The sequence below is a fragment of the Phycicoccus sp. HDW14 genome (assembly GCF_011383005.1).
Classification (GTDB): Bacteria; Actinomycetota; Actinomycetes; order Actinomycetales; family Dermatophilaceae; genus Phycicoccus.
Genome location: NZ_CP049935.1, coordinates 3,222,979 through 3,242,230 on the forward strand (window position 1 = coordinate 3,222,979; position 19,252 = coordinate 3,242,230).

Here is a 19,252-nt window from a genome sequence, read left to right on the forward strand (position 1 = left end):
GCGACGGCTCGGAGAGGCCTTGCGGGTCAAGGTGTTTCGAGACGGCCCGCAGCAGCTGCGGGCCTCAGGCCGGCCGCGGAACCGCCCCGAGGGTCGAGACCCCGACCCAGTCCGGCACCGCCCGGGCGACGTCCCGCGGGGCGTCGATGGCCAGCAGCGACGAGCGCACGGCATCGGTCCAGGCCCGGTCGCCGCGCCAGATCTCGGTCATCGTGCGCAACGTCGTCGTGAGGCTGGCCGCCACGTTGTACCCGGGGTCGACGTCGCAGACGTCGACGTCGGACCCGGTGACGACGACCCACCAGCGCCGGGCGCTCGGCTCGACGTCGGTGTAGGTGAACGCGACGACCGTGCGTCCGCGGGGCCAGCGGTCCAGCGGCAGGGTGCGCTTGACGTCCCACATGAGCAGGTGCGGGTCGAGGTCCTCCTCGCCGAGGTCGCCGACCCAGCGCACGCCCCACGCCCCGAGCGCCTCGACGACCGGCCGCAGCTCCTCGCCGCTCGGCGTCAGGTCGTAGGCGGTGCGCCCGCCGGTGCCCGTGCGCCGCACCACACCGGCCCGCTCGAGCCGGCGCAGCCGCTTCGAGAGCAGGGTCGGCGACATCTTCGGGACCCCGCGGCGCAGGTCGTTGAAGTGCCGGCTGCCGAGGAGCAGCTCGCGGACGACGAGCAGCGTCCAGCGCTCGTCGAGCACCTCCATCGCCTTGGCGACCGGGCAGAACTGGCTGTACGTCGAGCCCATCGGGCACCTCCCGGGCCGGCCGGTGGCGACCGCGCCCAGCCCAGTGAACCGCCGTCACGGACCGGACGCCAGTACAGATGCTGTACCGCCGGCGGTCCACATCACGCACTGGAGGGCCGCCCGTCCGGTCGCCGACGCTGGGGCCCCCACCCGAGAGGAGACCTCCCATGACCGTCCACCACACCGCCCCCGCCTCGCCCGAGGTCAAGGCGAGGCACCGCGCCGTCTGGGCGCTGGGCGACTACCCGAGCGTCGCCGACCTCGTCATCCCCACCCTCGGCCCGATCCTCGTCGCGGCGTGCGACGTCCGCGCCGGCGAGCGCGTCCTCGACGTCGCCGCCGGCTCCGGCAACGCCTCGCTGCCCGCGGCCCGCACCGGCGCCGACGTCACCGCCTCCGACCTCACTCCCGAGCTCCTCGACGCCGGCCGCACCCGGGCCGAGGCCGCGGGGCTCGAGCTGCTCTGGGACGTCGCCGACGCCGAGGACCTGCCCTACCCGGACGCCACCTTCGACGTCGTGATGTCGTGCGTCGGCGTGATGTTCGCGCCGATCCACGAGGCCGCAGCCGACGAGCTGGTGCGGGTCTGCCGGCCGGGCGGGCGGATCGGCCTCATCGCCTGGACCCCCGAGGGCTTCATCGGCCGGCTCCTGGCGGCGCTGCGCCCGTGGGCCCCACCGCCGCCGGCCGGCGCCCAGCCGCCGCCGCTCTGGGGGTCCGAGGACCACGTGCGGGGCCTGCTCGGCGACGCCGTCACCGACGTGCGCGCCGAGCGCCGCGACCTCGTGGTCGACGCCTTCACGGCGCCGGAGGAGTTCCGCCGCTTCTTCGTCGAGCGCTACGGCCCGACGGCGGCGGTGCACCGGTCGGTGGCCGGCGACCCCGAGCAGCAGGCCGCGGTCGAGGCCGCCCTCGACGGGCTCGCACGAGAGGCCGACGAGGGGCACGGCCGGATGCGCTGGGAGTACCTGCTGCTCACCGCAACCCGGACCTGAGCCGCCGGGCCCCGACGTCAGGAGCGGCCGGCGCGGGCCCGCTTCACGAGCAGGACGACCGTGACCACGACCGCCCCGACGACGGCGCCGGCGACGGCCGACCCGAGGGTGTTGGTCAGCCAGCCGAGCACGCCACCGAGGGCACCAGTGGCGTCGTGCACCGCCTCCTCGAGGTGGTGCACGACGCCGTACGGCCCGTGCCACCCCAGCTCGTCGGCGCCGACGAGGAGGATGTGCCCGCCGACCCACAGCATCGCGACGATGCCGACGGTCGAGAGCACGGCGAGCAGCTTCGGCATCGCCGTGACCAGCCCCCGGCCCAGGCCCTGCACCGCTGCGGAGCGCCCCGACTCGGCGAGGTGCAGGCCGATGTCGTCCATCTTGACGATGAGCGCGACGACCCCGTAGACGAGCGCCGTGATGAGCACGGCGACGACGAGCAGGATGATCGCCCGCGAGACGAACGGCTCCTCGGACACCTCGTTGAGGGCGATGACCATGATCTCGGCGGAGAGGATGAAGTCGGTGCGGATGGCGCCGGCCACCATCGTCTTCTCCTGCTCGGCGCCCTCGGCGGCGGCCGGCTGGTCGTGGTGCGCCTCGTGGTGGGCCAGCTTCTCCCAGATCTTCTCGGCGCCCTCGTAGCAGAGGTAGGTGCCGCCGAGCATGAGGATGGGCGTGAGCAGCCACGGCACGAACTGGCTGAGCAGCATCGCCACCGGCAGGATGACGAGGATCTTGTTGCGCAGCGACCCGACGGCGATGCGCCGGATGATCGGCAGCTCGCGGTCGGCGGTGAAGCCGTGGACGTAGCGCGGGGTGACCGCGGTGTCGTCGACGACCACGCCCGCCGCCTTGACGCTGGCCCGGCCGGCCGCCGCCCCGACGTCGTCGAGGGAGGCCGCCGCGAGCTTGGCGAGCACGGCGATGTCGTCGAGCAGGGCCACCAGCCCACCGGCCATGGGGTCGTCTCCGATCCGGGTCGCGGCAGCCGTGGCCGGCCGCCCGTGGGGGAGACGCTACTGGGCGAGGGGCCGGGGCCGCGCTCAGTCCGGGGTGGTGGACGCGGTGGTGGGGACGGTGGTGGCGACGACGTCGGCGCACACCTCGTCGAGCGAGGCGTAGTCGTGCGTCCGGTCGAGCCGGGCCAGGCGGCAGCAGAGCCGGGCCGGGGCGCCGGCGACGAGGCACGCGGCGATGAGGTCGTCCTGGCGCGCGGGGAACGGATGGACCGCCAGCACCCCCCGCAGCTGCTGCAGGTCGGCGGCGAGGGCGGGGTCACCGGGCTCGTGGGCGGTCAGCCCCCCGGCGTGCACGGTCGTCATCCCCCGGACCTCCTCGTCCGTCGATGTCCCCGCGACGAGCGGGGCCTGACGGACGTTACCCCCGTGCCGTCCTCCGCAAACGGTGTTCGCGCAGGTCGGGGCGGCGCGGGAATGCCACGACCGGTCCGCAGCGCTGACGCCACCATGCGTGCGACGACCTATGACCGGTACGGAGACCTCGACGTCCTCGAGGTCCGTGACGACCTCCCCGACCCCAAGGTCGGCCCCGGCGAGGCACTCGTCGAGGTCCGCCGGGCCTCGGTGAACCCCGTCGACTGGAAGCTGATGAGCGGCGGCCTCGACCCGATGATGGAGGCGACCTTCCCCGTCGTGCCCGGCTGGGACGTCGCCGGGGTCGTCCGCGCCGTCGGACCCGACACCCCCGAGGTCGCGGTCGGCGACGAGGTGCTCGCCTACGCCCGCAAGGACTGGGTGCACGGCGGCACCTTCGCCGAGCTCGTCACCGTGCCGGTGCGCGCCCTGGCCCGCAAGCCGGCCGGCGTCGACTGGGACACCGCGGGCGCCCTCCCCCTCGCCGGCCTCACCGCCCTGCGCGTGCTGCGCCGCCTCGAGGTCGGCCCCGGCGACACCGTCCTCGTCCACGCCGCGGCCGGCGGGGTCGGCCTGCTCGCCGTCCAGGTGGCCCACGAGCTCGGCGCCCGGGTCATCGGGACCGCGTCGGAGGCCAACCACGACCACCTGCGCGAGCTCGATGCCGAGCCGGTGGCCTACGGCGAGGGCCTGCCCGAGCGGGTGCGCGCCCTGGCCCCCGACGGCGTCGACGCCGTCGCCGACCTCGTCGGTGGCGTCCTCGAGGACACCCTCGCGGTCCTGGCCCCGGGCGGTCGGCACGCGTCGATCGCCGACCCGTCGGTCCTCGAGCACGGCGGCACGTGGGTGTGGGTGCGCCCCGACGGCCCCGAGCTGCAGTGGCTGGCCGACCTCGCCGACAGCGGCCGCCTCACCGTCGACGTCGCCGGCTCCTACGGGCTCGACGAGGTGGCCGACGCCTTCGCCCGCAGCCGCGGGGGTCACGTGCGCGGCAAGCTCGTCATCGCCGTCTCGGAGGACTGAGCCGGGCTCCGGCGCCACCGCGCGGCGCTGTCGAAGGCGGGTCCCGCAAGCCCCGTCCTCGCAGCCCACGGAGTAGCGTGGAGGACCTGCCCTCGGGACCCGGGGGCTTCGGTGGTCGAGCAGCGTGCCACCGGTCTCTTCTGACCGGAGGTCTCTCGATGACCCGTCCCCTGCCTGCCCACCGCACCCCCACCGCACCCCGCGCGCTGACCTGCGTCCCCCTGCCCGGCTCGTCAGCCGTCCAGCGTCCCGAGCACCCGGGGAGCGACCTCGAGACCCTGCTCGCCACCTACGAGCGGGCCTCGAACCCCGCCGACCGCGACCGCCTGCTCGCCGACGTCGTGGCGGCCACGATGCCCCTCGCCGACTCCCTCGCGCTGCGCTACACCGGCCGGGGCATCGACACCGAGGACCTCATCCAGGTCGCCCGCACCGCGCTCGTGGGCGCCGTCCAGCGCTACCGACCCGGAGCCGGGCGCGGCTTCGAGGCCTTCGCCGTGCCGACCGTGCGCGGCGAGCTCAAGCGCCACTTCCGCGACGCCGGCTGGATGGTCCGCCCGCCCCGCGGCCTCCAGGAGCTGCGGGCCGAGCTCGTCCCGGCCGAGGACGAGCTGCGCCAGCGCCTCGGGCGCGACGCGACCCTCACCGAGCTGGCCGCGGCCGTCGGGCGCGAGGGGTCCGACGTCGCCGAGGCCCGGGCCACCGCGTCCGCCTTCACGCCCGCCTCCCTCGACGCCCCGACCCCGTCGGGCGGCACGGCCGGCGAGCGCCTCGCCGACCCGGTCGACGTGGCCGACGGCGTGCTGCTGCGGGCCGTCGTGCGCGCCGAGGTCGCCCGGCTCACCCCGCGCGAGCGGGTCATCCTCCGCCTGCGCTTCGTCGAGGAGCGCACGCAGAGCGAGATCGGCGAGGCCATCGGGGTCAGCCAGATGCAGGTGTCCCGGCTGCTCGCCGGGGTGCTGGCGCGGCTGCGCGAGCGCCTCGACGCCCTCGTCGCCGCCTGAGCGCAGGTCCCCGCGGGCGTGGCCGGCGGGCGGTACCGTCGCCGCCATGCGTGTGCTGCGCCGGGTCCTCGCCGTCCTGCTCGTCCTCGTCGTCGTCGGGGCGGTGTTCGGCTACCGCCACTACCGGCCGCTCCTCGAGACGGGCACGGGGTACGCCGCGCACAACTCCTGCGCGGTCGCCCTCGTCGCGGGTCGTGACGACCCCGACACCGACCTGCCGCCCAACCCCCTGGTCCCGTACCTGACGGGGTACGTCAACCTCGCCGGGAAGTCCTCGACCTCGGCCGTCTGGTGGCTGCTGGCCAAGCAGAAGGCCTTCTACACCCAGGGGTACGGCTGCACGGTGGCCGGCGAGCGCCCCACCGTGTCCCGCCGGGCCACCAAGGTCGAGACCGAGGGCAACCCGTTCGCCGAGGTGCCGGCCCCCGAGACCGACCCCGCGCTGCAGGAGGTCGTGGCCCGCGCCTTCGGTGACGACTTGTCGGCGACGCGGAAGAAGGCGCTCGGCACGCGGGCGGTCGTCGTCATCCGCGACGGCAAGCTCGTCGCCGAGCGCTACGCCGACGGCTTCACGGCCGACACCCCGCAGCTCGGGTGGTCGATGGCCAAGTCGGCCACCAACCTCCTCGTCGGGCGCTACGTGCTCGATCGGGGCCTGGACATCCAGGAGAGCGGCCTGCGGCCGGAGTGGACCGACGAGCGCAAGGCCATCACGGTCGACCAGCTGATGCGGATGACGAGCGGCCTGCGCTGGGACGAGACCTACGACCTCGGCACGCCGATCACCCAGATGCTCTACGCCGAGCCCGACATGGCGAAGTACGTCGCGAGCCAGCCCCTGGCCCACCAGCCGGGCACCTACCAGCAGTACTCGAGCGGGTCGACCAACCTCGTGTGCTCGTGGCTCAGCTCGCTCGCCGACGTCCCCGACACCGACTTCCCGCGCACCGAGCTCTTCGCCCCCTCGGCCTGTCCTCGGCCGTCTGGGAGTCCGACGCCGCCGGCAACCCGGTGTGCTCCTCCTACCTCTGGGCCACCCCGCGCGACTGGGGGCCCTGGGCCAGTTCGCCCTCCAGGACGGCGTCTGGGGCGGCAAGCGGCTGCTGCCGGAGGGCTGGATGGCGCAGTCGACCACGGTCCAGCCGGTCGACCGCACCGAGGAGAAGGGCTACGCCGCCGGCTGGTGGGCCAACAAGGAGGCCGACGGCTCGCTCGTCAGCTCGCTGCTGCCGGCCGACGCGTACTGGGCCAGCGGCCACGACGGCCAGCGGGTCTACGTCGTGCCGTCGCAGCGGCTGGTCGTCGTGCGGCTCGGGTTCTCGCCCGAGGTCGACGGGTCGGGGCTGCGCACCGACGAGCTCGTGCGCGACGTCATCGCCGCGGCGCCGACCTCCTGACCCGGGGGCCGGTCAGAAGGTCGGGGTGACCGTCACCTCGGCGTCGTCGGCGACGTCGCCGAAGACGGGGATGCAGCTGACCGTCACGGTGTCCGAGCCGCTCTCGGGCGACGCGGTGCAGAGCGTCTGCTCGCCGCCGGTGAAGGTCATCGAGAAGGCCGTGGGCACGTCACCGGCGCCGGTGAAGGTGCCGGTCATGTTCTCGATCGTCTTGCCGACGCCGCCCTGGTCCTCGAGCGTCCAGCCGTCGGCGACCGAGATGTTCGGCAGGTCGAAGCCGCCACCGACGGTGGTCGTGACGGGGTCGCCCTGGTTGGTCGGCAGGTTGCTCGGGAAGTTCGACGGGATGGCCGACTGCACCTGGTCGACGGTCGTGCTGACCGTGCGCGCGAAGAAGATGCCGCCGACGACCACGGCCGCGATGACGAGCACGACGACGACGACCGCGGCGATGAGGCAGCCCTTGGCCGTGCCGCTCATCCCCTGCTTCTGCTGCGGGGGCCACTGACCGGCCGGGGTGCCGTAGCCGGTGGCGCCGGGGGTGCCCGGAGCGCCGTACGCGTCGGGGGCGGGGTAGCCGGACCCCTCGGTCGTGCCGTAGCCGCCCCCGCTGCCGTAGGTGGTCGCGCCGGTCGTGCCGAGGACCTGGGTCTCGCCCGGGGTCGGTGCCGCGGTGGCCGGGTCGCGGAAGTGCTCGGTCCACTGCTGGCCGTCCCACCACCGCTCGCGGCCGTCCGGCTGCGGGTGCCATCCGGCGGGTGCGCTCATCGCGTGCTCTCCTCGACTCGGCCCGGCGTCACTCGCCGCGCTGGGTACAGGCTAGGGCCGGACGACCACGACGCGCGGCACCTCCCGGAGGCTGTGGCCCACGACGCAGTAGCGCTCGGTCGACGTCGCCAGCCGCTCGAGGGCGGTGTCGTCGGCGTCGGTCTCGGCCGTGAAGGTGACGGTGACCGGCCCGACGCCCACCGGGACGTCGCGGTCCAGGCCCAGGGTGCCGCGGGCGTCGAAGCTGCTCTCGGCCCGCGCGGTGACGGCACCGAGCGTCACGCCCATCGCCGTGGCGACGCTGCGGAGGGTGACGCCGGCGCAGGCCAGCAGCGCCTCGAGGAGCAGGTCCCCGCTGCACGCGTCCGACCCGTCACCACCCGTGGCCCGGTGCAGGCCGGCGCGCACCGGGCCGGCGAACCCGTCGACGGTGCACGTGATGCCGTCGTCGCGGAAGTCGGCGGTGGCGTGCAGCGGCGTGAGGGCCGAGGCGGGGTCGGCGGCGTACTGCTCGCGCAGAGGGGCCTGGAGCTGGCGGAGCGTGGCGCGGTCCATCCCCCCAGCCAAGCACGGGTCCGGCCGCGGCGCCCCCGGCCACCCGGTCAGGCGTCGAGGACCGCGAGCTCGTCCTCGGTGAGCATCCTCGAGCGGATGACGAACCGCACGCCCTCCGGCGCCTCGAGCGAGAAGCCGGCGCCGCGCCCGGGCACGACGTCGATGGTGAGGTGCGTGTACCGCCAGTACTCGAACTGCGGGCGCGAGATCCACACGGGCACAGGGCGGTCCAGCTCGACGTCGAGGTCGCCGAGGAACACGTCCTGGTCGCCGGTGACGAACTCGCCGTCGGGGAAGCACATCGGGGCGGACCCGTCGCAGCACCCGCCGGACTGGTGGAACATCAACGGGCCGTGGGTGCCGGTGAGGCGACGCAGCAGCTGCGCCGCCCCACCGGTGACTCCGACCCGGCTCACGGTGGCCGGGGATCCCATCGGCTCAGAAGAAGCCGAGGGCGTCGGGGCTGTAGCTGACGAGGAGGTTCTTCGTCTGCTGGTAGTGCTCGAGCATCATCTTGTGCGTCTCGCGCCCGATGCCCGACTGCTTGTAGCCGCCGAAGGCCGCGTGCGCCGGGTACGCGTGGTAGTTGTTCGTCCACACGCGGCCGGCCTTGATCTCACGGCCGGCCCGGTAGGCCTGGGACCCGTCGCGGCTCCACACACCGGCGCCGAGGCCGTAGAGGGTGTCGTTGGCGAGCTTGAGCGCGTCGGCCTCGTCGTCGAACCGGGTGACAGAGACGACCGGTCCGAAGATCTCCTCCTGGAAGATCCGCATCGAGTTCTCACCCTCGAAGACGGTCGGCTGCACGTAGTACCCGCCGGAGAGCTCGCCGCCGAGGTCGGCGCGGGCACCGCCGATGAGCACCTTGGCGCCCTCCTGCTTGCCGATGTCGATGTAGGACAGGATCTTCTCGAGCTGGTCGTTGCTCGCCTGCGCGCCGATCATCGTGTCGGTGTCGAGCGGGTTGCCCTGGACGATCTTCCCGACCCGGTCGACGGCGTCCTGGAGGAAGCGGTCGTAGATCGAGGACTGGATGAGCGCGCGGCTCGGGCAGGTGCAGACCTCGCCCTGGTTGAGCGCGAAGAGCGCGAAGCCCTCGAGGGCCTTGTCGTAGAACGAGTCCCGCTCGCGCGCGACGTCCTCGAAGAAGATGTTCGGGCTCTTGCCGCCGAGCTCGAGGGTGACCGGGATGAGGTTCTGGCTGGCGTACTGCATGATCAGCCGGCCGGTCGTCGTCTCACCGGTGAAGGCCACCTTGGCGATGCGCGGGCTGGACGCGAGCGGCTTGCCGGCCTCGACGCCGAAGCCGTTGACGATGTTGAGCACGCCGTCGGGCAGCAGGTCGCCGACGAGCTCGATGAGCTTGAGGATCGACCACGGGGTCTGCTCGGCCGGCTTGAGCACGACGCAGTTGCCGGCGGCGATCGCCGGGGCGAGCTTCCACACGGCCATGAGGATCGGGAAGTTCCACGGGATGATCTGCGCGACGACGCCGAGCGGCTCGTGGATGTGGTACGCCACGGTGTACTCGTCGATCTCGCCGATCGAACCCTCCTGTGCGCGAACGGCACCCGCGAAGTAGCGGAAGTGGTCGATCGCCAGCGGGAGGTCGGCGGCGAGGGTCTCGCGCACCGGCTTGCCGTTGTCCCAGGTCTCGGCGACGGCGAGGTCCTCGAGGTGGGCCTCCATCCGGTCGGCGATCTTCAGGAGGATGTTGGAGCGCTCGGTGACGCTCGTGCGGCCCCAGGCCTCGGAAGCGCCGTGCGCGGCATCGAGGGCCAGCTCGACGTCCTCGGCGGAGGAGCGGGCGATCTCGGTGAACGGCTGACCGGTCACGGGGGTGATGTTCTCGAAGTACTGACCCTTCACGGGGGCACCCACTGCCCGCCGATCCAGTTCTCGTAGCGGCTCTTGACCTCGATGCCGCTGCCCTCGCGGCCCGGCGGGGTGTACGTCGTCATTGACTCGATCTCCTTCGATCGTCGGGGTCCCTCGACGGGATGCCGGTGACCGTAGGCAGCGGGACGTTGCAACGACGCTGCACCGTGCTCCCCCGGCGCCCTCTGCCCCTGCCCCCTGCCCTTGCGCCCTGCGCGAATGTGTGTGAACCCGCCGGGGATCCCCGGCGTGTTCACACACATTCGCGGAAGGGGGGTCGCGGTGGGGGGTGTGGGAGGGGTGCTCAGGCGTCGGTGTCGAGCAGGCGCGCGACCTCGGCCTCGGCCACCGGGCGCAGCGGCGAGGTCGCGGGCAGGGCCTCGGCCTGGCGCTCCCACATCTCGAGGTCGGTGGCGCCCCAGCGCGAGCGCGTCCAGCCGACCATGAGGTCGGCCTCGCCCGAGCGCAGCACCGCCGAGCGGACCTGCGCCTCGAGCACGTCGCGCAGCTCGGCGGCGAGCGGGGCCTCGGAGCCGGGGAGGAGAGGTCCCTTGTAGGCCTGGAGCGCCTCGCGGACCCGTCCGGTGCCGATGAGCGCGGCGACGGTGCGCCAGTCGGACTCGGTGTCGGCGAGCACGCGGTAGGGCCGGGAGGCCAGGGCGTCCGGGCCGAGCAGGGTGCGCAGCCGGGTCATCTCCGCGCGCAGCGTCGAGGCGTTGACGCGGCCCGGGTAGACACGAGCCTCGAGCTCCTCGGCGGTCAGCCCGGCGGGGTTCTCGAGCAGCGCGACGAGGATCTCGCTGTGCCGGCGGCTCAACCGGTGCGTGCGCCCGCCGACCTCGACGACCGCCTCGGGCAGCCCGAGCGCGCGCACCCGCACGACCCCGGTGGCGTCGGGCAGGTCGGTGGACGCGGAGACGGTGAGGGTGGTGCCGGTGAGGGCGAGCCGGGCCAGCTCGGACTCGGCCATCCGGGCGGCGGCGCGGATCATCGCCAGGCTCTGCGGGGAGGCGACGTCGGGGCCTCCGGTGATGTCGACGACGCCGAGGACGCGGCTCGTCGTGGGGTCGTGGATGGGGGCCGCGGCGCAGCTCCAGGGGTGGACCAGCCGGTTGTAGTGCTCGCGGGCGTGGACGGCGACCGGGGCGTCGAGGTGCAGGGCCATCCCGGGGGCGTTGGTGCCGGCGCCGGGCTCGCTCCAGACCGACCCCTCGACGAAGTTGATGCTCTCGGCGCGACGCAGGACGCTCGGCGGCCCGCATACCCACAGCAGGTGACCGCTGGCGTCGCCGACGGCCATCACCGAGTCGCAGTCGACGGCGGCCCGCCCGAGGACGTCGTAGAGCAGCGGGAAGACGTGCGAGAGGGCGTGGGTGGCGCGGTAGTCGGCGAGGTCGGCGGTGTCGAGGACGACCGGTGCGAGGTGGGCGTCGGGGTCGACGCCGGCCGCCGACGAGCGCAGCCAGGACTCGGCGACGACGGAGCGCACCCCCGGGGCGGGGTCGTCCCGCCGTGCGGTGTCGTGCGCCATCCCGCCAGTAGAGCCGATGCCCGGCGACGGGACAACGGGCCGTCCGGACGGTGTCGCGGACCGGTCGGTGCCGCGCGCCGGCCGGTCGGGTCCGGGCTCACCTCCCGTGACCGGTCGGTCGATCCGGGGACGCGGCGGTGCCAGCATGGGCCCCGGAGGTGGTGCCCGATGTCCGACGTCGAGGTGGTCAAGGACGAGCACGCGTGGATCGCCCGGGTCGGCGACCACGTGGCCGGTGAGCTCGTGTGGCGCGAGAGCCACGACGGGACGGCCGTCGTGCTCGTGCACACGCAGGTCGAGGACGGCTTCGAGGGGCAGGGCGTCGGGGGCGCCCTCGTGCGGGCGGCGGTCGACGAGCTCGCCGCCGCCGGGCGCACCGTGCGCCCGGACTGCCCGTTTGCCGCCGCCTGGCTCCAGCGCCACCCGGACCACCCGGTGCAGGTCCAGCAGCGCACCTGACGCCCGCCCGGCTCCCGGCTCTGGTCCGATCTCCCGGATGGCGGTGACTTCTCGCCGCCATCCGGCGAACCCGACCAGAGCCGGCGAACCCGACCAGAGCCGGCACATCCGGACCAGAGCCGGACCGTCGGCGTGGCGTCCCCCTCGGGGAGTACGACGGCCTGCTCCGCACGGTGTACCAAAGGGCTGTTGCCCCGTTCAGGTTGCCGGGTGAGACTGCGGTATGAGCACCGTCGTCAGCCGCGCCGCACGGCGGCGCTGGGCGTCGGTGGCCGGGGGGACCGCCCTGCTCGTGGGGTCGCTCGGTGTCGCGCCCTGGGCGTGGTCGGCCGTCGGGGTCGCGCCGACCAGCGCCTCCGCCGAGGCGGTCGTCGAGCGCGCCCTGGCCTCGGGGGACGTCTCCTACTCCGCCACCGGCGAGAGCCGCGGCAGCCTCGCGCTGCCGGACGTCCGGGGGTTCGGCGGGCTCGCCTCGCTCGTCGGGGGGACCACCCGGACCCGCATCTGGTGGGCCGGTGACTCCCACTGGCGGGTCGACGTGGTCGGGCTCACCGGGGAGCAGGACACCTACGGCCTCCCGTCCTCCACCACCACCTGGGACTACGAGACCCGGCGCCTCGTCACCGTCGCGGGCGAGCCGTCCGCCCGGCTGCCTCGCGCCGACGACCTCGTCGCCCCCCGGGCCGTGCAGCGGCTGCTCTCGGCCCTCGGGCCCACCGACCGGCTCTCGCTGCTCCCGGCCCGGCGCATCGGCGGCCGGGACGCCGACGGCCTGCGCGTCGTCCCCGGCGACGCCCGCAGCACCATCGCCCGGGCCGAGGTCTGGGTCGACCGCGCCACCGGGCTTCCCCTCCGGCTGCGGATGGTCGACCGCGCCGGCGACGACGCCCTCGTGACGACCCTCTCGGGCGTCCGGCTCGGCCGGCCGGACGACGAGGTGCTCCGCCCGCCCACGACCTCCACCGCACGCCGCGAGCTGGAGACGGCGCCCGACCTCGTCGCCCGCCTGGCGGCCCGCTCGACGTGGCAGATGCCGGACGAGCTCGCGGGGCTGCAGGCCTCGGACCCGGCCGCCGCGGGCACCCCGACCTACGGCACCGGGCTCGTCCGGGTGGCCGTGCTCCCCCTCCCGGGCCGCCTGACCCGGGAGGTCGTCGCGAACGTCACGTCCGCCGGGTCGGTGAGCGAGGACGTGGCCGGGGGGTCGCTCGTGCGGGTCGGGTCGAGCCTGCTCAACGTCGTCCTCGCCGTCGGCGACGACGGGCGGCACGCGTACGTCATCACGGGGCTCGTCGACCCCACCCTGCTCGACGAGCTCGCCACCGAGCTCCTCGCCTCTCCCCCACCGCTGCGGTACGGCCGGTGAGCGCCGGGGAGGAGCGGGCCGTCGTCGCGACCCGCGCGCTGACGAAGCGCTTCGGGAAGGTGACGGCCGTCGACGCGCTCGACCTGCTCGTGCGACCGGGCGACCGGTACGGCTTCCTCGGCCCGAACGGGTCCGGGAAGACGACGACGGTGCGGATGCTGCTCGGGCTGGTCCACGCGACGAGCGGCGACATCGAGGTGCTCGGCCGCCCGGTTCCCCGCGCCGCCCGCGAGGTGCTGCCCGAGGTGGGCGCCCTCGTCGAGGGACCGGGCGCCTACCCGCACCTGTCGGCCCGGGCCAACCTCCGGCTGCTCGACGCCGCCGGACCGGCGCGGTCCGGAGGCGCTGGTGCCGAGCCGCTGGCGGCCGACACCGGCTCCCGCCGCACGCGCCGGCGACGCATCGAGGACGCACTCGAGCAGGTCGGGCTGGCCGACGTCGGCCGACGCCCGGTGCGCACCTACTCGCTCGGGATGAAGCAGCGGCTCGGGCTGGCGTCCGCGCTCCTGCGTGGTCCCCGGCTCCTCGTCCTCGACGAGCCGACCAACGGCCTGGACCCCCGCGGCATCGTCGAGATCCGGGACCTGCTGCTCGGCCTCAACGCCGCCGGGACGACCGTGTTCCTCTCCAGCCACCTGCTCGCGGAGGTCGAGCTGTTCTGCACGAGGATCGGTGTGCTCGACCGCGGTCGGCTGGTCGCCCAGGACGACCTCGACGCCCTGCGCGGCCCCACCGGGCGCACCCTGGTCCGGGTCGAGGACGTCGCCGCCGCCGAGCAGGCCCTCGGTCTCGCGCCGGGAGGCGACACCCGTCGGGACGGCGAGCTGGCCCTCGACGGCACGAGCGTCGCCGACGTCACCGACCGGCTCGTGCGGGCCGGTGTCCGGGTGCTCGAGGCCGCCCCGGAGCGACGGACCCTGGAGCAGTCGGTGCTGGAGCTGACCACGTGATCCGCGTCGAGCTGCGCAAGCTCGTCGGACGACCGCGCACCTGGATCAGCATCGGTCTGCTCTGCCTGCTGCCGGTCGTCGTGGCAGTCCTGCTGTCGGTCACCGAGATCGCGCCGCGCCCCGGGCAGGGTCCGACCCTGCTGTCGGCGGTGCTCGGCAACGGCGCGCTCTTCCCGGCCGCGGCCCTCGGCATCGTCCTGCCGTTCTTCCTCCCCATCGCCGTCGCCGTGCAGGCCGGCGAGTCGGTGGCCGGCGAGGCCTCGGCCGGCACGCTGCGCTACCTGCTCGTCCGGCCGGTCGGGCGGACCCGGCTGCTCGTCGCCAAGCTCGTCTCGATCATCGCCTTCACCCTGCTGGCGGTCGTCGCGGTGGCGGTCGTGGGGTACGTCGCCGGCGTCACGCTGCTGGGGACGTCCGGCACGCTGACGACGACCACCCTCGCCGGCACCACCCTGACGCCGGCCGACCTCGCCTGGCGCACGGGGGTGATGGTCCTCTACATCGGCTGGTCGATGGTGGGGCTCGCGGCGGTGTCGATGTTCCTGTCGACCATCACCGACTCACCGATCGCCGCGGCCCTCGGCGGGCTCGCCGTCCTCGTGAGCAGCACCGTCCTCGTGGCCCTCGACGCGGCCGGGTCGGTGCGCGACTACCTGCCGACGCGCTACTGGCTGGCCTGGGTCGACCTCTTCCGCGACCCGGTGCCCTGGGGCGACCTCACGGCCGGGGTCCTCGTGCAGACCGGCTACGTCGTCGTCCTGCTCGGCGCGGCCTGGGCCAACTTCACGACGCGCGACGTCACGAGCTGAGGTCCGGTCAGGGCGCGCCGAGCGCCTGCGACCCGGCGGCCCGCAGCCCGCCGCACTCCGCCGGCGCTGGGGCCTCCTCGAGGGGGCGCTCCCCCAGGGCGCGCAGGACGAGGCCGACGACGAGCGGGTCGCCCGGCAGCTGACCGTGCGACACCCGGGCGTCGGCGCACACGTCCTGGACCTCGATGTCGACAGCGCCGGCGAGGCGGGCGGACTCGGGCGGGGTCACGGTCTCGTCCTGCCCGGTCCAGATGCTCGTCCAGGCCGGACCCGACGGCATCTCGTCGAGCCCCGCGAGCAGGTCGCTGTCGGGTGCGAGCTGCCGGCAGGCCTCCGGGCAGGCCCCGGTCGCGGCACCGAGCCCGGCGACGTCGGCCCCGTGGTGCGGTGAGCCGAGCGTGACGATGCGCCGGGCGCGGTCGGCGCCGCCCAGGTCGTCGGCCCAGATCCTCGCGACGACCCCACCCGCGGAGTACCCGACGACGTCGACGGACGGGGCGCCGGCGGCGATGGCGTCGTCGGCGGCGCGGGCCAGCCGGTCCGCCTCGGCCCGCAGGTCGCCGGTGCCGTCGCCGACGGCCGGCACGACGACCGCCCGGCGTCCGCTCGAGCGCAGGGCAGCGGCCAAGGGCTCGAGCGAGCGCACGTCACCGCCGTAACCGGGGACGAGGAGGACCGGACCCGCGACGTCCTGCGCCACCCCACCGGCCGGGAGGAGCTGGCGGACGACGACGGCGCCGACCGCCAGGACGAGCGCGGCGACGAGGGCGACGAGGGCCAGCCGGCGCCTCGGGCTCATGGCTGCTCCCGTCGTCCCACCGCCCGATCGTGCCACCCCGCGGGGCGCACCGGGCGTCAGCGGCGGCGGTCGAACACGGCGTCGACCGCCGGGATGCGCGCCCGGTAGCCGGTGAGCAGCTCGCGGGCCACGGTGACGGAGTCGACGAGCGGGTGCACCGCGAAGGCCTCGACCGCCCGCTGCTCCGACCCCGTCGTCGACGCCTCGATGACGAGCCGCTCGACGGCCTTGACCTGCTGGACCAGCCCGAGCGGGTGCCCGACGAGGGGCAGGACCGCGTGCGGGTGCGGCCCGTCGGCGTCGACCGTGCACGGCACCTCGACGACCGCGTCGTCCGGCAGGCCCGGTACCGTCCCGCCGTTCCGGACGTCCAGGATCAGCTCGGCCGGCTCGCCGCGGGAGATGGCGGCCATGATGGCCAGCGCGACCCCCTCGTACCCACCGCCCTGCACGTCGGCCTCGTCGCGCTCCTCGTCGGCCTCGCGCGCCTCCTTCATGTAGGTGGCGTTGCGCTCCATCCGGACCCGGTCCCACTCGGCCAGCGCCCCTGTGCCGGAACCTGTCCCGGCCAGCCCGGCGTAGAACGCCCGCTGCTGCGCCAGGAGGTACTCGCCCCGCGTCTGCCCCGAGCCGGTGATCGACCGGACGGCGTCGCGGGTGAAGTAGTAGTAGTAGAGGTACTCGTTGGGGATGGTCCCGAGGGTGCGCAGCCAGTCGAGGCCGAAGAGCTGCCCCTCCTCCATCGACCCGAGCAGCGCGTCGTCGGCCAGGAGGTCGGGCAGCACGTCGCGGCCGCCGTGCGAGACCCCGCGCAGCCAGCCGAGGTGGTTGAGGCCGACGTAGTCGACCACCGTCTCGGCCGGGTCGATGCCGAGGGTGGCAGCAGCCCTGCGCCCCAGCCCGATCGGGCTGTCGCAGATGCCGACGACCCGGTCGCCGAGCACCGACTGCATCGCCTCGGTGATCATCCCGGCGGGGTTCGTGAAGTTGATGACCCAGGCATCGGGTGCCACCGCCGCGACCCGCCGCGCGACGTGCAGCGCGACCGGCACGGTGCGCAGCCCGTACGACAGGCCGCCGGGGCCTGTGGTCTCCTGCCCGAGCAGGCCGAGGTCGAGGGCGACGCGCTCGTCGGCCGTGCGCCCCTCGAGACCGCCGACCCGGATGGCCGAGAAGACGAAGTCTGCGCCCTCGAGGGCGGTGTCGAGGTCGGTGGTCACGTGCACGGACGGCGGATCGGCCTGCGCCGCAGCCATCTCGGACAGCACCTGCTGGATGGCCGCCAGCCGGTCCTCGTCGACGTCGTGCAGCCACACCTCGTCGACCCGCCGCTCGTGCCGGTCGCGCAGCAGCGCGCCGTACACGAGGGGCGTGCGGAAGCCACCGCCGCCGAGCATCGCGAGCCTCACGCGAGGACCACCTCGGTACCGGCCGCCCGGCAGGCGTCGAGCGTCGTGGCGTCGGCCCCCTCGTTGGTCAGCAGGACGTCGACCGCCCCGGCCTCGCAGACCCGCAGCGACCCGGTGCCCGGAAGCTTGTGCGCGTCGACGAGCAGTACGGAGGCGTCGGCCGACCGCAGCAGGGCCCGCTTGACCGGCACCTCGACCGCCGTCGTGTCGAGGACCGTGCCGTCCGACCGCACCCCCGACGCCCCGAGGAACACCGTCGTGCCGTGCACCTGGCGCAGGGCGTCCTCGGTGAGCGACCCGACGAGCGAGTGGTAGGTGCGGCGCACCACACCGCCGAGGAGGATGAGCTCGACCCGGTCGTCGTCGCGCAGCACGTCGAGCACGGCAAGGCTCGCGGTGACGACCGTGACGTCGCGCCCACGCAGCTCGCGTGCCAGGAGCATCGTCGTCGTGCCGATGTCGAGCACGACGCAGTCGCCGTCGCGCACCATCCCGGCGGCCCGGCGGGCGACGGCGCTCTTCTCGACGGCGTCGGTGGCCGCGACCTCGGCGAACCCGCGCACGGCGTCGGCGTCGGCGACCCCGGAGGTCACCGCCCCGCCGTGGACGCGGCGCAGCGCCCCCAGCCGCTCGAGCTCGATGAGGTCGCGCCGGACGGTGGCGATCGACACCCCGCACAGCCCGGCCAGCTCCTCGGTGGACGCGCTCCCCCGGGCGCGCAGGCGACCGACGATGGATCGCTGCCGCGTCGCTCGCATGGGGCCACCATAGCGATCAGAAATCGTCATCCCGTGACGGTGTGTGCAGATTTCCGTGCACCTAGTGAGGGTGCGGACCCGTCCACGGGTGCATGCTGGCGACCCACCCGCCGACGCCCCCCGCCCGAGGAGCAGCCCGCCGTGACGTCCCCGGCCTTCGACCCGCTCGCCGCGCTGCGCCGTGACGGCGACCCCGAGTGCGACGTCTTCGTCTGGGGCACCGTCTTCCTCGACATCATCATGACCGGCCTCGAGGCGCTGCCCGACGGCGGCCAGGAGGTGTGGGCCACCGGCATGGGCTCGTGTCCGGGCGGCATCGCCAACCTCGCCGTCGCGGCCCGCCGGCTCGGCCTGCGCACCTCGCTCGCCGCGGCCTTCGGCGACGACGCGTACGGCGACTTCTGCTGGGAGACCCTGGCCGACGAGGAGCGCGTCGACCTCAGCCGCTCGCGCCGCTTCGAGGGCTGGCACTCCCCCGTCACCGTGTCGATGGCCGTCGCCCGTGACCGCGGGATGGTCAGCCACGGCCACGCGCCCCCGCTCGACCCCACGGCGCTCATCGGCGACCCGCCCCGCTCGCGCGCCGTGATGGCCGAGCTCGCGCCCGACCGCCCGCTGACCGGCGGCACCGACGAGACCTGGGTCGAGAAGGCCCGGGCCGCCGGGGCGCTCGTCTTCGCCGACGTCGGATGGGACCCCTCGGGCCGCTGGCCGAAGGAGGTCCTCGACCAGCTCACCGTCTGTGACGCGTTCCTGCCCAACGCCGTCGAGGCGATGGCCTACACCCGCACCCGCACGCCCAACGAGGCGCTCTACGTGCTCGCCGACCTCGTCCCGCTCGCCGTCGTGACCAACGGCGAGGAGGGTGCGCTGGCCATCGACTCGACCACCGGCGAGGAGGCGGTCGTGCCGGCGCTGCGCGTCGACGCCCTCGACCCCACGGGCGCCGGCGACGTCTTCGGGGCGGCCGTCGTCCTCGGCACGGTGGCCGGCTGGCCGCTGCCGCAGCGCATCGGGTTCGCCGCGCTCTGCTCGGCCCTGGCCGTGCAGCACTTCGGGGGGTCGCTCGCCGCACCGGGCTGGGGCGACATCGCCGACTGGTGGCACCACCTGCGCGACGGCGAGTCCACCGACAGCTACCACCGGTCGCTGCGCCGCCGGTACTCCTTCCTCGACGACCTCGTGCCCGACGTCCCCATCGGCGCCGAGCGTCGAGCCACCGCCACCATCGCCCGCCACGTCGACGTCGAGGGCTACCGCCCCGTCGCCACCACCACCCCAGGAGAGCCCTCATGAGGAGACGACCCACGACCACCCTCATCGCCGCCGGGATGCTCGGCGCCCTCGCGCTGGCGGCCTGCACGCCCGGCTCGACGAGCGGCGGCGGCCCCACCGCGTCGCAGAGCGGCGCCGTGAACACCGACCCCGCCTCG

At 74.6% G+C, this 19,252-nt stretch carries 19 protein-coding genes and 1 pseudogene; 9 read left to right on the forward strand and 11 right to left on the reverse strand.

Features of this window, described 5'->3' with window-relative positions:
• Window positions 1-64: 64 nt before the first annotated feature.
• Entirely contained in the window at window positions 65-742 is a 678-nt protein-coding gene (locus G7075_RS15890; protein ID WP_166123281.1) for a helix-turn-helix domain-containing protein, read from the reverse strand.
• Between the two features lie 167 nt (window positions 743-909).
• On the opposite strand from G7075_RS15890, the gene G7075_RS15895 reads away from it, so the two are divergent.
• Window positions 910-1,737, forward strand: coding sequence for a class I SAM-dependent methyltransferase (locus G7075_RS15895; RefSeq protein ID WP_166123283.1), 828 nt, complete (start codon window positions 910-912; stop codon window positions 1,735-1,737).
• A gap of 17 nt (window positions 1,738-1,754) precedes the next feature.
• Here the strand turns inward: G7075_RS15895 and G7075_RS15900 are convergent, their stop codons facing one another.
• Window positions 1,755-2,699 (reverse strand): DUF808 domain-containing protein, encoded by a 945-nt coding sequence (locus G7075_RS15900; protein ID WP_166123285.1) that lies wholly within the window; start codon window positions 2,697-2,699, stop codon window positions 1,755-1,757.
• A gap of 84 nt (window positions 2,700-2,783) precedes the next feature.
• A complete protein-coding gene (locus tag G7075_RS15905; RefSeq protein WP_166123287.1) occupies window positions 2,784-3,062 on the reverse strand; it encodes a hypothetical protein in 279 nt (92 codons plus the stop codon).
• 144 nt (window positions 3,063-3,206) lie between these two features.
• Here G7075_RS15905 and G7075_RS15910 point away from each other — a divergent pair, with 144 nt between their 5' ends.
• The 3 genes from G7075_RS15910 (at window position 3,207) to G7075_RS15920 (ending at window position 6,566) form a co-directional block, all read left to right on the forward strand.
• Window positions 3,207-4,136 carry an NADP-dependent oxidoreductase gene (locus G7075_RS15910; RefSeq protein ID WP_166123289.1) on the forward strand — a complete coding sequence of 310 codons (930 nt, stop codon included), beginning with the start codon at window positions 3,207-3,209 and terminating at the stop codon, window positions 4,134-4,136.
• A gap of 158 nt (window positions 4,137-4,294) precedes the next feature.
• Window positions 4,295-5,140, forward strand: a complete 846-nt coding sequence (locus tag G7075_RS15915) for a sigma-70 family RNA polymerase sigma factor (protein WP_166123291.1) — start codon at window positions 4,295-4,297, stop codon at window positions 5,138-5,140.
• A 46-nt stretch (window positions 5,141-5,186) separates the two neighbouring features.
• Window positions 5,187-6,566 (forward strand): serine hydrolase, encoded by a 1,380-nt coding sequence (locus G7075_RS15920; RefSeq protein WP_166123293.1) that lies wholly within the window; start codon window positions 5,187-5,189, stop codon window positions 6,564-6,566.
• On the opposite strand, the gene G7075_RS15925 is transcribed toward G7075_RS15920, so the two are convergent.
• The 5 genes and pseudogenes from G7075_RS15925 to G7075_RS15945 all read right to left on the reverse strand — a co-directional run bounded on the left by G7075_RS15925 (window position 6,550) and on the right by G7075_RS15945 (window position 11,269).
• A complete protein-coding gene (locus G7075_RS15925) occupies window positions 6,550-7,305 on the reverse strand; it encodes a DUF2510 domain-containing protein (RefSeq protein ID WP_166123295.1) in 756 nt (251 codons plus the stop codon). The two genes, G7075_RS15920 and G7075_RS15925, sit on opposite strands and share 17 nt — an antisense overlap.
• 51 nt (window positions 7,306-7,356) lie before the next feature.
• Window positions 7,357-7,860: an OsmC family protein gene (locus tag G7075_RS15930; RefSeq protein ID WP_166123297.1), complete on the reverse strand. Its 504-nt coding sequence runs from the start codon at window positions 7,858-7,860 to the stop codon at window positions 7,357-7,359.
• Window positions 7,861-7,907: 47 nt separating this feature from the next.
• Complete coding sequence (locus G7075_RS15935; protein WP_166123299.1) at window positions 7,908-8,294, reverse strand: DUF779 domain-containing protein; 387 nt, start codon at window positions 8,292-8,294, stop codon at window positions 7,908-7,910.
• A 4-nt stretch (window positions 8,295-8,298) separates the two neighbouring features.
• A pseudogene (adh, locus tag G7075_RS15940) lies at window positions 8,299-9,821 on the reverse strand (aldehyde dehydrogenase).
• Window positions 9,822-10,042: 221 nt separating this feature from the next.
• Complete coding sequence (locus tag G7075_RS15945; protein ID WP_166123301.1) at window positions 10,043-11,269, reverse strand: helix-turn-helix domain-containing protein; 1,227 nt, start codon at window positions 11,267-11,269, stop codon at window positions 10,043-10,045.
• A gap of 168 nt (window positions 11,270-11,437) precedes the next feature.
• Here G7075_RS15945 and G7075_RS15950 point away from each other — a divergent pair, with 168 nt between their 5' ends.
• The 4 genes from G7075_RS15950 (at window position 11,438) to G7075_RS15965 (ending at window position 14,853) form a co-directional block, all read left to right on the forward strand.
• Complete coding sequence (locus G7075_RS15950) at window positions 11,438-11,728, forward strand: GNAT family N-acetyltransferase (protein WP_166123303.1); 291 nt, start codon at window positions 11,438-11,440, stop codon at window positions 11,726-11,728.
• Window positions 11,729-11,951: 223 nt separating this feature from the next.
• Window positions 11,952-13,094, forward strand: coding sequence for a sigma-E factor regulatory protein RseB domain-containing protein (locus G7075_RS15955; protein WP_166123305.1), 1,143 nt, complete (start codon window positions 11,952-11,954; stop codon window positions 13,092-13,094).
• On the forward strand, window positions 13,091-14,044 hold the full coding sequence (locus G7075_RS15960) for an ABC transporter ATP-binding protein (protein ID WP_166123307.1): 954 nt from the start codon (window positions 13,091-13,093) through the stop codon (window positions 14,042-14,044). Before G7075_RS15955 ends, G7075_RS15960 begins: the two co-directional genes overlap by 4 nt.
• Window positions 14,041-14,853, forward strand: coding sequence for an ABC transporter permease (locus G7075_RS15965; protein WP_166123309.1), 813 nt, complete (start codon window positions 14,041-14,043; stop codon window positions 14,851-14,853). Before G7075_RS15960 ends, G7075_RS15965 begins: the two co-directional genes overlap by 4 nt.
• Window positions 14,854-14,860: 7 nt before the next feature.
• Here the strand turns inward: G7075_RS15965 and G7075_RS15970 are convergent, their stop codons facing one another.
• Genes G7075_RS15970 through G7075_RS15980 form a run of 3 tightly spaced genes read right to left on the reverse strand, consistent with a single transcriptional unit; the run spans window position 14,861 to window position 17,819 of the window.
• Window positions 14,861-15,652, reverse strand: a complete 792-nt coding sequence (locus tag G7075_RS15970; RefSeq protein WP_166123311.1) for a triacylglycerol lipase — start codon at window positions 15,650-15,652, stop codon at window positions 14,861-14,863.
• 56 nt (window positions 15,653-15,708) lie between these two features.
• Entirely contained in the window at window positions 15,709-17,061 is a 1,353-nt protein-coding gene (locus G7075_RS15975) for a 6-phospho-beta-glucosidase (protein ID WP_166123313.1), read from the reverse strand.
• Window positions 17,058-17,819 (reverse strand): DeoR/GlpR family DNA-binding transcription regulator, encoded by a 762-nt coding sequence (locus G7075_RS15980; RefSeq protein ID WP_166123315.1) that lies wholly within the window; start codon window positions 17,817-17,819, stop codon window positions 17,058-17,060. The genes G7075_RS15975 and G7075_RS15980 overlap by 4 nt, the downstream gene beginning before the upstream one ends.
• Before the next feature lie 141 nt (window positions 17,820-17,960).
• Here G7075_RS15980 and G7075_RS15985 point away from each other — a divergent pair, with 141 nt between their 5' ends.
• Window positions 17,961-19,115 (forward strand): carbohydrate kinase family protein, encoded by a 1,155-nt coding sequence (locus tag G7075_RS15985; protein ID WP_166123317.1) that lies wholly within the window; start codon window positions 17,961-17,963, stop codon window positions 19,113-19,115.
• The last annotated feature ends 137 nt before the right edge of the window (window positions 19,116-19,252 follow it).

Excerpts from the sequence above, each read along its gene's own strand:
- G7075_RS15955 (WP_166123305.1), top strand. The coding sequence starts at position 11,952 with ATGAGCACCGTCGTCAGCCGCGCCGCACGGCGGCGCTGGGCGTCGGTG.
- G7075_RS15945 (WP_166123301.1), bottom strand. The coding sequence starts at position 11,269 with ATGGCGCACGACACCGCACGGCGGGACGACCCCGCCCCGGGGGTGCGC.
- G7075_RS15890 (WP_166123281.1), bottom strand. The coding sequence starts at position 742 with ATGGGCTCGACGTACAGCCAGTTCTGCCCGGTCGCCAAGGCGATGGAG.
- G7075_RS15925 (WP_166123295.1), bottom strand. The coding sequence starts at position 7,305 with ATGAGCGCACCCGCCGGATGGCACCCGCAGCCGGACGGCCGCGAGCGG.
- G7075_RS15970 (WP_166123311.1), bottom strand. The coding sequence starts at position 15,652 with ATGAGCCCGAGGCGCCGGCTGGCCCTCGTCGCCCTCGTCGCCGCGCTC.
- G7075_RS15930 (WP_166123297.1), bottom strand. The coding sequence starts at position 7,860 with ATGGACCGCGCCACGCTCCGCCAGCTCCAGGCCCCTCTGCGCGAGCAG.
- G7075_RS15950 (WP_166123303.1), top strand. The coding sequence starts at position 11,438 with ATGTCCGACGTCGAGGTGGTCAAGGACGAGCACGCGTGGATCGCCCGG.
- G7075_RS15935 (WP_166123299.1), bottom strand. The coding sequence starts at position 8,294 with ATGGGATCCCCGGCCACCGTGAGCCGGGTCGGAGTCACCGGTGGGGCG.
- G7075_RS15910 (WP_166123289.1), top strand. The coding sequence starts at position 3,207 with ATGCGTGCGACGACCTATGACCGGTACGGAGACCTCGACGTCCTCGAG.
- G7075_RS15895 (WP_166123283.1), top strand. The coding sequence starts at position 910 with ATGACCGTCCACCACACCGCCCCCGCCTCGCCCGAGGTCAAGGCGAGG.
- G7075_RS15980 (WP_166123315.1), bottom strand. The coding sequence starts at position 17,819 with ATGCGAGCGACGCGGCAGCGATCCATCGTCGGTCGCCTGCGCGCCCGG.
- G7075_RS15905 (WP_166123287.1), bottom strand. The coding sequence starts at position 3,062 with ATGACGACCGTGCACGCCGGGGGGCTGACCGCCCACGAGCCCGGTGAC.
- G7075_RS15920 (WP_166123293.1), top strand. The coding sequence starts at position 5,187 with ATGCGTGTGCTGCGCCGGGTCCTCGCCGTCCTGCTCGTCCTCGTCGTC.
- G7075_RS15915 (WP_166123291.1), top strand. The coding sequence starts at position 4,295 with ATGACCCGTCCCCTGCCTGCCCACCGCACCCCCACCGCACCCCGCGCG.
- G7075_RS15900 (WP_166123285.1), bottom strand. The coding sequence starts at position 2,699 with ATGGCCGGTGGGCTGGTGGCCCTGCTCGACGACATCGCCGTGCTCGCC.